This is a genomic window from Streptomyces sp. NPDC060232 (genome assembly GCF_042726555.1).
GTDB lineage: Bacteria > Actinomycetota > Actinomycetes > Streptomycetales > Streptomycetaceae > Streptomyces.
In genome coordinates, this window is sequence record NZ_JBHXAG010000019.1 from 116,619 (window position 1) to 130,391 (window position 13,773).

14 protein-coding genes and 1 tRNA gene are annotated in these 13,773 nt (G+C 72.8%); 9 read left to right on the forward strand and 6 right to left on the reverse strand.

Going from position 1 to position 13,773, the window contains the following annotated elements:
- The first annotated feature begins 32 nt into the window (after nucleotides 1–32).
- The 6 genes from paaA (at nucleotide 33) to ACFWFZ_RS25540 (ending at nucleotide 4,947) form a co-directional block, all read left to right on the forward strand.
- The gene (gene paaA / locus ACFWFZ_RS25515) at nucleotides 33–1,082 is read left to right on the forward strand and encodes a 1,2-phenylacetyl-CoA epoxidase subunit PaaA (RefSeq protein WP_387125290.1); all 1,050 of its coding nucleotides are present in this window, start codon (nucleotides 33–35) and stop codon (nucleotides 1,080–1,082) included.
- Nucleotides 1,079–1,363 carry a 1,2-phenylacetyl-CoA epoxidase subunit PaaB gene (paaB, locus tag ACFWFZ_RS25520; RefSeq protein WP_030817166.1) on the forward strand — a complete coding sequence of 95 codons (285 nt, stop codon included), beginning with the start codon at nucleotides 1,079–1,081 and terminating at the stop codon, nucleotides 1,361–1,363. Before paaA ends, paaB begins: the two co-directional genes overlap by 4 nt.
- Nucleotides 1,360–2,097: a 1,2-phenylacetyl-CoA epoxidase subunit PaaC gene (gene paaC, locus ACFWFZ_RS25525; protein ID WP_387125291.1), complete on the forward strand. Its 738-nt coding sequence runs from the start codon at nucleotides 1,360–1,362 to the stop codon at nucleotides 2,095–2,097. The genes paaB and paaC overlap by 4 nt, the downstream gene beginning before the upstream one ends.
- Nucleotides 2,091–2,600: a 1,2-phenylacetyl-CoA epoxidase subunit PaaD gene (gene paaD / locus ACFWFZ_RS25530; protein WP_387125292.1), complete on the forward strand. Its 510-nt coding sequence runs from the start codon at nucleotides 2,091–2,093 to the stop codon at nucleotides 2,598–2,600. Before paaC ends, paaD begins: the two co-directional genes overlap by 7 nt.
- Nucleotides 2,601–3,707, forward strand: a complete 1,107-nt coding sequence (locus ACFWFZ_RS25535; RefSeq protein ID WP_387125293.1) for a 2Fe-2S iron-sulfur cluster-binding protein — start codon at nucleotides 2,601–2,603, stop codon at nucleotides 3,705–3,707. It abuts the gene before it with no gap.
- A gap of 97 nt (nucleotides 3,708–3,804) precedes the next feature.
- Nucleotides 3,805–4,947 (forward strand): acyl-CoA dehydrogenase family protein, encoded by a 1,143-nt coding sequence (locus ACFWFZ_RS25540; protein WP_387125294.1) that lies wholly within the window; start codon nucleotides 3,805–3,807, stop codon nucleotides 4,945–4,947.
- A gap of 36 nt (nucleotides 4,948–4,983) precedes the next feature.
- Here ACFWFZ_RS25540 and ACFWFZ_RS25545 read toward each other — a convergent pair whose 3' ends face one another.
- From ACFWFZ_RS25545 to ACFWFZ_RS25570, 6 genes are all read right to left on the reverse strand, one after another.
- Nucleotides 4,984–5,328, reverse strand: a complete 345-nt coding sequence (locus ACFWFZ_RS25545) for a rhodanese-like domain-containing protein (protein ID WP_387125295.1) — start codon at nucleotides 5,326–5,328, stop codon at nucleotides 4,984–4,986.
- 83 nt (nucleotides 5,329–5,411) lie between these two features.
- Nucleotides 5,412–6,173: a hypothetical protein gene (locus ACFWFZ_RS25550; RefSeq protein ID WP_387125321.1), complete on the reverse strand. Its 762-nt coding sequence runs from the start codon at nucleotides 6,171–6,173 to the stop codon at nucleotides 5,412–5,414.
- 184 nt (nucleotides 6,174–6,357) lie between these two features.
- Nucleotides 6,358–7,782 carry a DUF2252 domain-containing protein gene (locus ACFWFZ_RS25555; protein ID WP_387125296.1) on the reverse strand — a complete coding sequence of 475 codons (1,425 nt, stop codon included), beginning with the start codon at nucleotides 7,780–7,782 and terminating at the stop codon, nucleotides 6,358–6,360.
- A gap of 30 nt (nucleotides 7,783–7,812) precedes the next feature.
- Complete coding sequence (locus tag ACFWFZ_RS25560; RefSeq protein ID WP_387125297.1) at nucleotides 7,813–8,472, reverse strand: response regulator; 660 nt, start codon at nucleotides 8,470–8,472, stop codon at nucleotides 7,813–7,815.
- A gap of 9 nt (nucleotides 8,473–8,481) precedes the next feature.
- Nucleotides 8,482–10,182: a sensor histidine kinase gene (locus ACFWFZ_RS25565; RefSeq protein WP_387125298.1), complete on the reverse strand. Its 1,701-nt coding sequence runs from the start codon at nucleotides 10,180–10,182 to the stop codon at nucleotides 8,482–8,484.
- A 257-nt stretch (nucleotides 10,183–10,439) separates the two neighbouring features.
- Nucleotides 10,440–10,522, reverse strand: a tRNA-Leu gene (locus tag ACFWFZ_RS25570).
- 292 nt (nucleotides 10,523–10,814) lie between these two features.
- Here ACFWFZ_RS25570 and ACFWFZ_RS25575 point away from each other — a divergent pair.
- The 3 genes from ACFWFZ_RS25575 (at nucleotide 10,815) to ACFWFZ_RS25585 (ending at nucleotide 13,746) form a co-directional block, all read left to right on the forward strand.
- The gene (locus ACFWFZ_RS25575) at nucleotides 10,815–11,633 is read left to right on the forward strand and encodes an FhaA domain-containing protein (RefSeq protein ID WP_387125299.1); all 819 of its coding nucleotides are present in this window, start codon (nucleotides 10,815–10,817) and stop codon (nucleotides 11,631–11,633) included.
- 10 nt (nucleotides 11,634–11,643) lie between these two features.
- Complete coding sequence (locus tag ACFWFZ_RS25580; protein ID WP_045320616.1) at nucleotides 11,644–12,141, forward strand: FHA domain-containing protein; 498 nt, start codon at nucleotides 11,644–11,646, stop codon at nucleotides 12,139–12,141.
- 93 nt (nucleotides 12,142–12,234) lie between these two features.
- Nucleotides 12,235–13,746 (forward strand): PP2C family protein-serine/threonine phosphatase, encoded by a 1,512-nt coding sequence (locus ACFWFZ_RS25585; RefSeq protein ID WP_387125300.1) that lies wholly within the window; start codon nucleotides 12,235–12,237, stop codon nucleotides 13,744–13,746.
- The last annotated feature ends 27 nt before the right edge of the window (nucleotides 13,747–13,773 follow it).

Consider the following 13,773-nt stretch of genomic DNA (forward strand, 5'->3'; position numbering starts at 1 on the left):
GGACGACCGGCAAACACTGACAAGGGGCCGGAATGGTGGCAGTGACCCCGGAAACGGGCCCGGACGCGGCCCTGGGGACAGACGAGACGGACGGGACGGGCATGACGGCTGGCCTGGGCGCACAGCTCGCGGCGGCGTTCGACGCCGCCGTGGCGGCGGACGAGCGCGTGGAGCCGCGCGACTGGATGCCCGAGCAGTACCGCGCCTCCCTGGTCCGGCAGATGGCGCAGCACGCCCACTCCGAGATCATCGGCATGCAGCCCGAGGCCAACTGGATCACCCGCGCGCCCTCGCTGCGCCGCAAGGCCATCCTGATGGCCAAGGTCCAGGACGAGGCGGGCCACGGCCTGTACCTCTACAGCGCGGCCGAGACCCTCGGCACCAGCCGCGACGAGCTTCTCGACAAGCTCCACTCGGGGAAGCAGAAGTACTCCTCGATCTTCAACTACCCCACCTTGACCTGGGCGGACGTCGGTGCCATCGGCTGGCTCGTGGACGGCGCGGCGATCACCAACCAGGTGCCGATCTGCCGCTGCTCCTACGGGCCCTACGCCCGCGCCATGGTCCGGATCTGCAAGGAGGAGTCCTTCCACCAGCGCCAGGGCTTCGAGCTCCTCATGGCCCTGTCCAAGGGCACCGAGGAGCAGCACGCCATGGCGCAGGACGCCGTGAACCGCTGGTGGTGGCCCTCGCTGATGATGTTCGGCCCGCCGGACGACGAGTCGGCGCACTCGGCGCAGTCGATGGCCTGGCGCATCAAGCGCCACTCGAACGACGAGCTGCGTCAGCGGTTCGTGGACATCGCCGTCCCCCAGGCCGAAGCCCTCGGCCTGACCCTGCCCGACCCGGACCTGAAGTGGAACGAGGAGCGCGGCCACCACGACTTCGGCGCCATCGACTGGGCCGAGTTCTGGGACGTGCTCAAGGGCAACGGCCCCTGCAACGAGCAGCGGATCGGCCAGCGCCGCAAGGCCCACGAGGAAGGCGCCTGGGTGCGCGACGCGGCCGCCGCGTACGCGCAGAAGCAGGCGGCACAGCAGCCGGCGAAGCCCGCCGGACAGAACGAGGAGGCACGGGTATGACGCAGAACTGGCCCCTGTGGGAGGTGTTCGTGCGCTCGCGCCGCGGCCTCTCGCACACGCACGCGGGAAGCCTGCACGCCCCCGACGCGGAGATGGCCCTGCGCAACGCCCGCGACCTCTACACCCGGCGCAACGAGGGAATCTCGATCTGGGTGGTCCCCTCCACCGAGATCACCGCCTCCTCGCCGGACGAGCGGGACCCCTTCTTCGCCCCGTCCGCCGACAAGCCGTACCGGCACCCCACCTTCTACGACATCCCGGAGGGAGTGAGCCACCTGTGACCGGCATCGACACCCACGCCGACACCACCACCGCGGCGGCCCTCGCCCTCGGCGACGACGCGCTGATCCTCTCCCACCGCCTCGGCGAGTGGGCGGGGCACGCCCCCGTCCTGGAGGAGGAGGTCGCCCTCGCCAACATCGCCCTCGACCTGCTCGGCCAGGCCCGCATCCTGCTGTCCATGGTCGGCGACGAGGACGAGCTGGCGTTCCTGCGCGAGGAGCGGTCCTTCCGCAACCTGCAGCTGGTCGAGCAGCCGAACGGCGACTTCGCCCACACCATCGCCCGCCAGCTCTACTTCTCCGTCCACCAGCACGAGCTCTACGCGGAACTCGCCCGCGGGGACGGCCCGTTCGCCCCGCTCGCGGCCAAGGCCGTCAAGGAGACGGCGTACCACCGCGACCACGCGGAACAGTGGACCCTGCGGCTCGGCGACGGCACCGAGGAGAGCCGGACCCGCATGCAGGCGGCGCTGAAGGCGCTGTGGAAGTTCACCGGGGAGCTCTTCCAGCCGGTGGAGGGCCTCGACGGCGTGGACTGGGCCGCCCTCGAAGGGCGCTGGCTGGCCGCGCTGACCGATGTCGTGGAGCGGGCCGGGCTCACCCTGCCCGAAGGACCGCGCACCGGCGCCTGGGCGGCCGGGGCCGGCCGCCAGGGCCTGCACACCGAGCCCTTCGGCCGGATGCTGGCCGAGATGCAGCATCTCCACCGCAGCCACCCGGGGGCGTCATGGTGACCGGCGCCGACGTCACGACGACCCGACTGGAGGCCGAGCTGGCCGAGCTGGCCGGATCAGTCCCGGACCCCGAACTGCCGGTGCTGACCCTCGGCGAGCTGGGTGTGGTGCGCGGCGTGCGGATGCACGACGACGGCCACGCCGAGGTCACCCTGACCCCCACCTACACCGGCTGCCCGGCCATCGAGGCCATGTCGGCCGACATCGAGCGGGTCCTGACCGGCCACGGCATCGCCGACGTCCGGGTGACCACGGTGCTGGCTCCGGCCTGGTCCACGGACGACATCAGCGCCGAGGGCCGCCGCAAGCTCGCCGAGTTCGGCATCGCCCCGCCCCGGCCGCACGCGGCCGACGGGCCGGTCCCGGTGACCCTGTCCGTCCGCTGCCCGAACTGCGGATCGACCGACACCGAGCTGCTCAGCCGTTTCTCCTCCACCGCGTGCAAGGCGCTGCGCCGCTGCACCTCCTGCCGCGAACCGTTCGACCACTTCAAGGAGCTGTAGATGGCCGCCCCCCGCCACGGCGCGTTCCACCCGCTGACGGTGGCGGAAGTCGACCGGCTCACCGACGACTCGGTGGCGCTGACCCTCCGGGTCCCCGAGGACCTGCGCGAGGACTACCGGCACGCCCCCGGCCAGCACCTGACGCTGCGCCGCACCGCCCCCGAGGGCGGTGTCGAGGTCCGCCGCACCTACTCGATCTGCTCGCCCGCCCCGACGGCCGACGGCCCGGGCCCCGCCCACCTGCGCGTCGGGGTGCGGCTGGTGGAGGGCGGGGAGTTCTCCACCTTCGCCCACAAGGAGATCGCGGCCGGCGACGTGCTGGACGTCATGGTCCCGGCCGGGCGCTTCGTGCTGGATCCGGCCGCGGCGCCCGCCTCCGGGCACTATGCCGCGATCGTCGGCGGCAGCGGGATCACGCCCGTGCTGTCGATCGCCGCGAGCCTGCTGGCCGCGCGGGCCGACGCCCGTTTCTGTCTGGTGCGCAGCGACCGCACGGCTGCCTCGACGATGTTCCTGGAGGAGGTCGCCGACCTCAAGGACCGCTATCCGTCGCGGTTCCAGCTGGTCACGGTCCTCTCCCGGGAGGAGCAGGAGTCCGGGCTGCCCTCCGGGCGACTGGACGAGGAGCGGCTGACGTCCCTGCTGCCCGCGCTGCTGCCGGTGGCCGAGGTCACCGGCTGGTTCCTGTGCGGGCCCTACGGCCTGGTGCAGGGCGCGGAGCGGGCCCTGCACGCCCTCGGCGTCGCCCGCACCCGGGTGCACGAGGAGATCTTCCACGTCGAGGACACCACCCCCGCGCCGGTGCGCGCGGCGGCGTCCGCCGCCGCCGCGGTCGGCCGGGTCACCGCACGGCTCGACGGCCGCTCCGGCACCTGGCCCGTCCAGGAGGGGGAGTCCCTGCTGGACGCGGTGCTCCGCAACCGCGCGGACGCCCCCTACGCCTGCAAGGGCGGTGTCTGCGGCACCTGCCGGGCGTTCGTGGTGTCCGGCGAGGTCCGGATGGACCGGAACTTCGCCCTGGAGGCCGAGGAGACGGACGCCGGCTTCGTCCTGGCCTGCCAGTCGCACCCCGTCACCGAGGAAGTGGAGATCGACTTCGACCGCTAGTTGTTCTAGTTGTCCTGTCCCCGCTGTCCTCCCCTGTCCATTTTCAGGAACCTGTTCTATCTTGACGCACCGTCAGGTCAGAACGGGAGGACGGGCAGTGGACTTCACCTTCACCGAGGAGCAGCGGGCCGCCGTCGAGGCGGCCAAGGCCGTGTTCGCGGATGTCGCACCCGACGGCGTGCCCAGCCCCGCCCTCACCGCGGGCGCCGTCGCCGACGACTTCGACCGCCCGCTGTGGGGCAAGCTCGCCGCGTCCGACCTGCTCGGCCTCGTCCTCGCCGAGGAGCACGGCGGTGCGGGCCTGGACACCATCGCCCTGTGCCTCGTACTGCGCGAGGCCGCCCGGGTGCTGGCCCGGGTCCCGCTGCTGGAGCACTGCGCGACCGCCATGGCCGTACAGGCGCACGGCAGTCCCGAGCTGGCCTCCGCCCTGCTTCCCGGCGCCGGGCGCGGCACGCTCGTGCTGACCGCCGCCGCGCACGGCCGGTCCGGCCACGACCCGGCCGAACTCGCCGTCACCGCACGGCTCGACGGCGAGGCGTGGATCCTGGAAGGCACCCAGACCGCCGTCCCCTGGGCGCACACCGCCGACTGGATCGCGGTACCCGCCCACACCGGCGAGGGCGACGCCGTCCTCGCGCTGGTCCCGCGCTCCGCCGGGGGCCTCGCCCTCGCCGAGCAGGTCTCCACCAGCGGGGAGCGCTTCGCCGAACTCGCCCTGGACGGCGTACGGGTGGAGCGGACCCACCTGATCGACACCCCGGGAGCCTGGGAGCGGCTCCACCAGATCCTCACCGCCGGCACCTGCGCCCTGGCACTCGGGCTGGGCGAGGGCGCCCTCGGCATGACGAGCCGGTACACCAGCAAGCGCGAGCAGTTCGGCTTCCCGGTGGCCACCTTCCAGGCGGTCGCCGTCCAGGCCGCCGACCGCTACATCGACCTGCGCGCCATGGAGGTCACGCTGTGGCAGGCCGCCTGGCGGCTCGACGCCGCCACGGGCGGCGCCGGTGGTCCGCTGCCGAGCGCCGGTGACGTGGCGGTCGCCAAGATCTGGGCCTCGGAGGGCGTACGCAGGGTCGTTCAGACCGCCCAGCACCTGCACGGCGGCTTCGGCGCCGACACGGACTACCCGCTGCACCGGTACCACGCCTGGGCCAAGCAGTTGGAGCTCCAGCTGGGCCCGGCGGCCGCGCACGAGGAGGCCTTGGGCGACCTGCTGGCCGCCCACCCCCTCGGCTGAGCCCACAGGGCTCGGACCAGGACCGGCAGCAGCGACTCAGAGGACGAAGGCCGGGTTTCCGCTGTCCGTCACCATCGCCCGCCCGGCACCGTCCCAGGCCTGCATCCCGCCGTCGACGTTCACGGCGTCGATGTCCTGGCGCACCAGGTACTGGGTGACCTGCGCGGAACGCCCGCCGACCCGGCACATCACGTAGACGCGGCGGCCGTCCTCGACGGCTTCCGTCAGCTCGCCGAAGCGGGCCACGAAATCGCTCATCGGGATGTGCAGGGCGCCCTCGACGTGCCCGGCCGCCCATTCGTCGTCCTCACGGACGTCGAGGACGAAGCCTTCGGAGGGCACCGCGGCGGCGTCCACCGAGGGAAGCGGTCCGAAGTTCATAACTGTCGCCTTCTCTCTTCACAGGTCTGCTGCCAACCTATCCGACCCGCGGCCCCGGCCACGTCCGTGCAAAAGCCCCGCCCTCACTCGGCGGCGAGCTCAGCCGCCAGCTGCGCCTCGCGCTCGGAGACCTGCGCCAGCAGCTGCTCCGCGATCTCCTCCAGCAGGCGGTCCGGGTCGTCGGGAGCCATCCGCAGCATCGACCCGATCGCGCTCTCCTCCAGCTCCTTCGCCACGAGCGCCAGCAGCTCCTTGCGGCGCGCCAGCCACTCCAGCCGGGCATACAGCTCATCGCTCTCGCCGGGTGCGGAGGCCTCCGGCGCCGGCCCGGCCGCCCACTCCTCGGCCAGCTCGCGCAGCAGCCCCTCGTCCCCGCGCCCGTAGGCGGCGTTGACCCGGGCGATGAAAGCGTCGCGGCGCTCCCGCTCGCCCTCCTCCTGGGCCAGGTCGGGGTGGGCCTGGCGGACCAGCTCGCGGTAGAGGCGGCGTACCTCCTCCGAGGGCCTGACCCGCTCCGGCGGCCGCACGGGCCGGTCGGTGAGCATCGCGGCGGCGTCGTCGGAGATGCCGTCCGAGCCCAGCCAGTCGTGGAACAGCTCGTCCACCCCGGGCATCGGCATGACCAGCGAGCGCGCGTCCCGGGCCCGCCGCAGGTCCTCGGCATCACCGGTGCGCGCCGCCTTCGCCTCGGCGATCAGCGCGTCCAGCTCGTCGAGCCGCGTGTACATGGGGCCGAGCTTCTGGTGGTGCAGGCGGGAGAAGTTCTCCACCTCCACACGGAAGGTCTCCACCGCGATCTCGAACTCGATCAGCGCCTGCTCGGCGGCCCGTACGGCCCGCTCCAGGCGCGCCTCGGGGCGCTCCTCACCGGTGACGGAGGAGTCGCCGGACCCACCGGGGACTGTCTGCTCAGGGTGCTCGGTCTGCTCACTCACCCGGCCAGGGTACGGCCCGCCCGCGCGGGCGATGTTTCACGTGGTTTCACGTGAAACATCGCCCGCCGCGCAGCGGCCCGCAGGACCGCGCGACCTACACCCCGGTCTCCGCGGCGATCCGGCCGGCCCGCACCGCCGCCACGAGGTCGGCGTGGTCGGCCTCGGTCCGGTCGGCGTAGGCCACGGCGAAGACCGCCATCGCCTCCTCCAGCTCCTCGTTCTTGCCGCAGTAGCCGGCGAGCAGCCGGGGGTCGACGCTGTGCGCATGCGCCCGGGCCAGCAGGGCCCCGGTCATCCGCCCGTAGTCGTCGATCTGGTCGGGGGCCAGCGCCGCCGGGTCCACGCTGCCCTTGCGGTTGCGGAACTGGCGGACCTGGTACGGGCGCCCCTCCACCGTGGTCCAGCCCAGCATGATGTCGGAGACCACCTGCATCCGCTTCTGCCCGGCCACCACCCGGCGGCCCTCGTGCTCCTCCGGCGCCGAGGTGAAGCCCAGCCCGGGCAGGTGCGGGAGCAGCACCGAGGGCCGTGCCTCCTTCACCTGGAGGACCAGCGGCTCGCCCCGGTGGTCGAGCAGCAGGACCACGTACGAGCGGGTGCCGACGCTCCCGGTGCCCACCACGCGGAAGGCCACGTCGTGGATCGCGTACCGGGCCAGCAGCGGCAGCCGGTCGCCCTGCAGGGTCTGCAGGTAGGGGCCGAGCGAGGCCGCCACGGCCGCCGCCTCCGCGTCCGTGACGCGGCGCAGCACGGGCAGCGCGTCGACGAAGCGGCGGCCGCCGTCCGGCCCGATCTCGGTCGACTTGGTGGCGAACCGGGCCGAGGTGTTGTTGCGGGCCTTCTCCGAGACCCGCTCCAGGGTGCCCAGCAGATCGTGGGCGTCGGCGTGCGAGACCAGTTCCTCGTCGGCGATGGCGTTCCACGCGTCGAGCGCGGGAAGCCTGGCCAGCAACCGCATGGTCCGCCGGTAGGCGCCCACGGCGTCGAACGCGGCCGCCCGGCAGGTGTCCTCGTCCGCGCCGACCACCCGGCCGGCCAGCACCAGTGAGGCGGCCAGCCGCTTCACGTCCCACTCCCACGGACCGAAGACGGTCTCGTCGAAGTCGTTCAGGTCGATGACGAGCCGGCCCCGCGCGTCCCCGTACAGGCCGAAGTTCGCCGCGTGCGCGTCGCCGCAGATCTGCGCGCCGACGCCCGTCACCGGACCGCCGGACAGGTCGTGTGCCATCAGCCCGGCCGCCCCGCGCAGGAACGCGAAGGGGTTGGCGGCCATCCGGCCGACCCGTATCGGCGTCAGCTCCGCCACCCGCCCGGCGTTGGACTCCTCCACCGCCCGCACCGCGTCCGGCCGCCCGGCCGGGATCTCGAAGCCGGCGTGCGCCGCCCTCGGCAGGCGGGCGCGCAGCGCCTTGCCCGCCTCCTTCGGCGAGTCCGCCGCCACGCGCGGCGCGAACCCCGCCACGTCCGGAATCCGCTGTCCCGCTGTCGCCGCCATCGGCGCCGCCCCCCACCCGTTCATTTGATCGCTTCGAGAACGGGCTGACCGTATCTACAGCCCGGCGTCCCTGGCCAGCAGTGCCGCCTGGACCCGGTTCTCGCAGCCCAGCTTCGCCAGGATCCGGCTCACGTACGTCTTCACGGTGGCCTCGCTCATGTGCAGGCGCCGGCCCGCGTCCGCGTTGGACAGTCCTTCCCCGAGCAGCGCCAGGACGCCCCGCTCCCGCTCGCTCAGCTCGGCGACCCGGCGGCGGGCCTCCTCACCGCGCGCTGCGGCCCTCCCGGACGCCAGCTGGTCCACCACGTGCCGGGTGGCCCCCGGCGAGAGGTAGGCGTCCCCGGCCGCGGCCGCCCTGACCGCCCCGATCAGCTCGCCCGGCGCCGAGTCCTTGAGCAGGAACCCCGCCCCGCCCTGCCCCAGCGCCCGCAGTACGTTCTCCTTCTCGCCGAAGGTGGTCAGGATCAGCGCCCGCACCTCCGGCGCGGCCCGCCGCAGCTCTCCCAGCGCGCTCAGACCGTCCAACACCGGCATCTGGATGTCGAGCAGCATCACGGCGGGGGCGTGGGCGCGGGCCAGGTCCACCGCCTCCCGGCCGTTCGCCGCCTCCGCGACGACCTCGATGTCCGGCGCCGAGGTCAGGATCATCCTGATCCCGGCCCGGATCAGCGGCTCGTCGTCGGCGATCACCACTCTGATCACTTCGGCTGTCACCCCGTGCTCCTACTGCTTGACCTCGTACGCCTGCTTGTCCACGAGCTTGCCGTCCCGGAAACAGAACCGGAAAACCAGGTCCGTGGACAGTGTGTTGCCGGTCTGGTCGTTGGCCAGCAGCACCAGGCACTCCGAGCCCTGCGGCCGGAGCGGCCCCTTGCGGTCGGCTCCCGCGGTCAGGAAGCTCTCGCCGCTCGGCAGCCGTTCTCGGACCGCCTTCTCGGCCTCGCCGACCTGCACGGCGTCGTACTCGTCCCGGCCGATCATCGCGTCGCCCACCGAGTCCATGAGCATCACCGCCGCGGCGGTGATGCCGATCACCAGCACCACCACCGCCGCGAAGGCGATCCCGCAGCCCACGGCGATGCCGCCGCTGCGGCTGGGCACCCGTACGGCCAGCTCCCGGTCGACCGCCGCCCAGTCCATCGGCTGCTGCTCGCCGCGCCGCCCCCGCGCCTGGGGCCGCGTGAGCTTCTGCGCCTGCGCCTGCTGGCCGAAGTCGTCGGCCACGTCCTGGGCACCGGCCGGCTCCGCGCCGTACGGCAGCACGCCCGCCACCCGGAACCCGCCGCCCTCGGCGGGACCGGCGTGCACCATGCCGCCGACCAGCCGGGCCCGCTCGCGCAACCCCGTCAGGCCCTGACCGCCCGACACCACGCCCTCGACCGGACCGGCCGACGGCCCGTTGGCGATCTCCACCACCAGCGAGTCGTCCTCGTAGCGCAGCTCGACCGTGATCGGCGCCCCCGGAGCGTGCTTGTAGGCGTTCGTCAGGGCCTCCTGCACGATCCTGTACGCGGCGTGGTCGCACGCCGCGACCAGCGGCCTCGGCCGCCCCGAGGTGGTCATCCGCACGTCGGTCCCGGCGCCCCGGGCCGCCTCCACGACCCCCGCGATCCCCGCCACGCCGCGCGCCGCGGGCTGGGCCTCGTCCACCGGCGGGGGCGCCTCCACGCCGTCGCGCAGGATGCCGACGACCTCGCGCAGTTCGTGCATGGCGGACACCGAGGCCTGCCGCAGCACGCCCACGGCCTCCCGCTGACGGTCGGTGAGCTCGGGATCCACCTCCAGCGCACCCGTGTGCACGGAGATCAACGCCAGCTGGTGGCCGAGGCTGTCGTGCATGTCCTGGGCTATGCGCTGCCGCTCACGCAGCCGCGCCTGCCCGGCGACCATGGCCCGCTCGCGCAGCAGCTGGCCGTTGCGCTCGTGCAGCGCGGCCAGCAGGGTGCGGCGTTGCGACCAGTACCGGCTGGCCAGCCCCGGCATCACGGTGACCGCCAGGAACATCAGCGTGGAGAACACGACCACCAGCAGAGGTCGCGTCAGCGACCACTGGTCCAGGACGCTGAAGGCGAGCGAGGCAAGGAAGGCCAGCGTGAACGAGCCCAGCGCCCGGCCCACGCCGACGATCCGTCGCCCAGACGACCAGCCCAGCAGCGGCAGGACGAAGAACAGCCCCGGCAGGGCCGAGCTCAGCGCCGAACCGGCCACGAGCGTCGTCGCCGGGAGCCGCCTGCGCAGCAGGGTCAGCGCCACCACGACCACGGCGCCCAGCAGCATCCGCCGCCCGGACCCCCCGTCGAGTTCCTCCACGCCCAGCCCGAGGATGGCCAGCACACCGGCGAGCGCGAGGTCCCCGGCCAGCATCCGCCGCGTCCACGGTTCGGGCCCCCTGAGCCAGTCCCAGCCCGCACGTGTCTTCGCCATCGCATCCACGGCCCGACCCTAGACACCCGCCCCCGGCCCCGGCCGCCCTCTTTCGTCTCACCCACCACGACGAAAGTCGGATCGGGCCGGAGCAGTTGGAGCCGTGCGCGCCTGCGGTCGGCCGGGCCGTGACCGACGCCACACACCGGGCACCGGACACCACCCGTCGACATGCCACGGCTCACACACACGCGGTCGTCGCGGGACAAAGCGAAACGGCCGCCACCGCTTTCGCGGTGACGACCGTCTCGTCGATGTGGGCGAGGGGGGATTTGAACCCCCACGTCCCGAAGGACACTGGCACCTGAAGCCAGCGCGTCTGCCGTTCCGCCACTCGCCCGAGCAGCGTCCCAGTGGCCTTCCCTTTCGGGCCGTTCCCCTGGCGACGTCGAAACATTAGCACGGAGGACGGGGTGGATTCACATCGCTTTCCCCGCAGCTCCCCGGCCCTGCGCGGACTGCCCCTCCCGCACTCCGCTCCCGGTGCGGGACACTGTTCCCGGAGCGCCCCTACGATCCCTTGTGAGGACCAACACTCGTCCTCACAGGTGCGATGGGGAACCACCCGAATCCGCCACGCGTGGATACGATCAGTAAGCAGTACAGGGCGACAACGACGGAGGAGGTGCCCCATGGGAGTTCTGAAGCGGTTCGAGCAGCGACTCGAAGGTCTGGTGAACGGCACCTTCGCCAAGGTGTTCAAGTCCGAGGTCCAGCCGGTGGAGATCGCCGGAGCCCTCCAGCGGGAGTGCGACAACAACGCCACCATCTGGAACCGCGAGCGGACCGTCGTCCCCAACGACTTCATCGTGGAGCTCAGCGCCGGCGACTACGACCGCCTGAGCCCCTACTCCGGGCAGCTCGGCGACGAGCTCGCGGGCCTCGTCCGCGACTACGCCAAGCAGCAGCGGTACAGCTTCATGGGCCCCATCAAGGTCCACCTGGAGAAGGCCGAGGACCTCGACACCGGGCTCTACCGGGTCCGCAGCCGCACCCTGGCCTCCAGCACCTCCCAGCCGCAGGGGGCGCCGCCGTCCCCGGCGAGCGGCTACGGCTACCCGCCGGTCGCCGCACCGCCCATGCCCGCCGGCCCGCCCCCGGGCGGACCCGGCGCCCGTCGGCCGGCTCCCGGCGGTCCCGGCTCGGCGGCCCCGGCGGGACCCGGCGGCCCGCGGCGGCACTGGATCGAGATCAACGGCATCCGCCACCAGATCTCGCGCCCTACGCTCGTACTCGGCCGAAGCACCGAAGCCGACGTGCGGATCGACGACCCCGGCGTATCGCGCCGGCACTGTGAGATCCGGACCGGAACGCCCTCGACGATCCAGGATCTCGGGTCCACCAACGGCATCGTGGTGGACGGGCAGCACACCACCCGCGCTACGCTCCGCGACGGCTCGCGGATCGTCGTGGGCAGCACCACCATCATTTACCGGCAAGCCGAAGGGTGAAGCGGGGGCAATGTCAGAGCTGACCCTGACGGTCATGCGGTTGGGTTTCCTGGCCGTTCTGTGGCTGTTCGTCATCGTGGCCGTTCAGGTCATCCGCAGCGATCTCTTCGGTACGAGAGTGACCCAGCGCGGCTCCCGCCGCGGCGGCGCCGGCGGCGCCCCGCAGCAGGGCGGCCGCCAGGCCGCGCCTCCGCAGCAGCGCCAGCGTCGCGGTGCGCCGACCAAGCTCGTCGTCTCCGAGGGCATCCTCACGGGAACCACCGTGGCCCTCGCCGGACAGACGATCACCCTGGGCCGCGCCCACGACTCCACGATCGTGCTGGACGACGACTACGCGTCCAGCCGCCATGCCAGGATCTACCCCGACCGTGACGGCCAGTGGATCGTCGAGGATCTCGGGTCCACCAACGGCACGTATCTCGACCGGACCCGGCTGACCACCCCGACGCCCATTCCGCCGGGCGCACCGATCCGCATCGGCAAGACCGTCATCGAGCTGCGGAAGTAGTACGAGAATGAGCGAGCGGAGCGAGCGCGCGGCGGTGATCCGTGCCACCGAGGACACGGACACGAGCGCGCTCCCGACCGGAGGGTGGGCAGTGTGGCTCGAGACCGGTTGTACCCGGAGGAAGCTTCGTCGACAGGGCAGGTGCGCATGAGTCTGTCCCTGCGGTTCGCCGCCGGATCCCACAAGGGCATGATCCGCGAGGGGAACGAGGACTCCGGCTACGCCGGCCCGCGTCTCCTGGCGATCGCCGACGGCATGGGAGGCCAGGCCGCCGGCGAGGTCGCGAGCTCCGAGGTGATCTCCACCCTCGTGCAGCTCGACGACGACGTCCCGGGCTCCGACCTCCTGACCTCCCTCGCCACCGCCGTGCAGCGCGCCAACGACCAGCTGCGCGTCATGGTCGAGGAGGACCCCCAGCTCGAGGGCATGGGTACCACCCTCACCGCGCTGCTGTGGACCGGCCAGCGCCTCGGCCTCGTCCACGTCGGCGACTCCCGCGCCTACCTGCTCCGCGACGGCGTCCTCACGCAGATCACCCAGGACCACACCTGGGTGCAGCGCCTGGTCGACGAGGGCCGCATCACGGAGGAGGAGGCGACGACCCACCCGCAGCGCTCCCTGCTGATGCGCGCGCTGGGCAGCGGCGACATCGTCGAGCCCGACCTCTCCATCCGCGAGGTCCGTGCCGGCGACCGCTACCTGATCTGCTCCGACGGGCTCTCCGGTGTCGTCTCCCACCAGACCCTGGAGGAGACCCTCGCCGACTACCACGGCCCCCGCGAGACCGTGCAGTCCCTGATCCAGCTCGCGCTGCGCGGCGGCGGGCCGGACAACATCACCTGCATCGTCGCCGACGTCCTCGACACCGACAGCGGCGACACCCTCGCCGCCCAGGTCAGCGACACCCCGGTGGTCGTCGGCGCGGTCGCCGAGAACCAGCACCAGCTCTTCGACGGCGGCAACGCCATGCAGTCCGCGGCCGGCCGCGCCGCCGGGCTCGGCCGCCAGGCCCCGCCGCCAGCGGGCTCCTTCGGCCCTCCCGGCAGCGGCGACGCCCCCGGCTACGGGTACGGCGACCAAGGCCAGGGCGGCGGCTACGGCTCCTTCGGCGAGGCCGACGGCTACGACGGCGACTCCGGCTACGACGACACGTACGACCACCCCCGCAGGCGCCGCAGCAAAGGGCGCAAGTGGACCACCCGCACACTGACCCTGCTCGTCGTCGCCGGTGTCATCGGCGGCGGCCTCTACGCCGGCTGGCGCTGGACCCAGACCCAGTTCTACGTCGGCGTGAAGGGCGAGCACGTCGCGCTCTTCCGCGGCATCAGCCCGAAGCTCGGACCGCTGGAGCTCTCCAAGGTGGAGACCGACCGCCCCGACATCGAACTGAAGTACCTGCCGCCCTTCAAGCGCAAGCTGGTCGAGGCCACCATCAGCGAGGGCAGCCTCGACGGTGCCCGCAAGAAACTGGACGACCTCGGCGTCCAGGTCTCAGCCTGCAAGAAGGACGAAGAGCGCCGAGGCGCCGAGGCGCAGAACAGCCAGACACCCGGCCCCAGCCTGACTCCCGAGGAGCAGCAGCTGGTCGGCCTGTGCGGAAAGTAGCCCGCGGGCGCAGGGGGCCTGCCACAC

Bases quoted from the DNA above. Each gene is read 5' to 3' on its own strand.
- ACFWFZ_RS25545 (WP_387125295.1), bottom strand. From the start codon at position 5,328: ATGAACTTCGGACCGCTTCCCTCGGTGGACGCCGCCGCGGTGCCCTCC.
- paaA (WP_387125290.1), top strand. From the start codon at position 33: ATGGTGGCAGTGACCCCGGAAACGGGCCCGGACGCGGCCCTGGGGACA.
- ACFWFZ_RS25565 (WP_387125298.1), bottom strand. From the start codon at position 10,182: ATGGCGAAGACACGTGCGGGCTGGGACTGGCTCAGGGGGCCCGAACCG.
- paaD (WP_387125292.1), top strand. From the start codon at position 2,091: ATGGTGACCGGCGCCGACGTCACGACGACCCGACTGGAGGCCGAGCTG.
- ACFWFZ_RS25555 (WP_387125296.1), bottom strand. From the start codon at position 7,782: ATGAACGGGTGGGGGGCGGCGCCGATGGCGGCGACAGCGGGACAGCGG.
- ACFWFZ_RS25575 (WP_387125299.1), top strand. From the start codon at position 10,815: ATGGGAGTTCTGAAGCGGTTCGAGCAGCGACTCGAAGGTCTGGTGAAC.
- ACFWFZ_RS25580 (WP_045320616.1), top strand. From the start codon at position 11,644: ATGTCAGAGCTGACCCTGACGGTCATGCGGTTGGGTTTCCTGGCCGTT.
- ACFWFZ_RS25535 (WP_387125293.1), top strand. From the start codon at position 2,601: ATGGCCGCCCCCCGCCACGGCGCGTTCCACCCGCTGACGGTGGCGGAA.
- paaB (WP_030817166.1), top strand. From the start codon at position 1,079: ATGACGCAGAACTGGCCCCTGTGGGAGGTGTTCGTGCGCTCGCGCCGC.